The 356-nt window shown below is 58.7% G+C and carries 1 protein-coding gene; it reads left to right on the top strand.

The annotated features are described in order from the left end of the window. On the top strand, positions 1-349 hold a 349-nt coding region (locus tag AC5ZG5_RS46510), incomplete at its 5' end, for a transposase (RefSeq protein WP_496165607.1). Between the last annotated feature and the right edge of the window lie 7 nt (positions 350-356).

Below are 356 nucleotides of genomic sequence, written 5' to 3'. Positions count from 1 at the left end.
TATCGAGGGCCCGATCGACGGCGACAGCTTTCGCCTCTACGTGGAAAAGGTCCTCCTCCCGACACTTCGTCCCGGCGGCGTCGTCGTGATGGACAATCTCGGCAGCCACCGAGGCAAAATCGTGCGTCAGCTCATCCGCTCCGCGGGAGCCAAGCTCTTCTTCCTGCCGAAATACTCACCCGACCTGAATCCGATCGAACAGGTCTTTGCCAAGCTCAAGCACTTTCTCCGAAAAGCGGCCGCCCGAACCGTCGACGCTGTCTGCCTCGCCATCGGCCAGGTTCTGCAGCTCTTCACGCCCAAAGAATGCGCAAGCTACTTGGCAAACTCAGGATATGCACGAACCTAACTTCATC

It is taken from the genome of Bradyrhizobium sp. Ses1 (genome assembly GCF_059512365.1).
The sequence above is the reverse complement of the archived record's forward strand: the minus strand, read 5'-3'. Positions and strand labels throughout refer to the sequence as shown.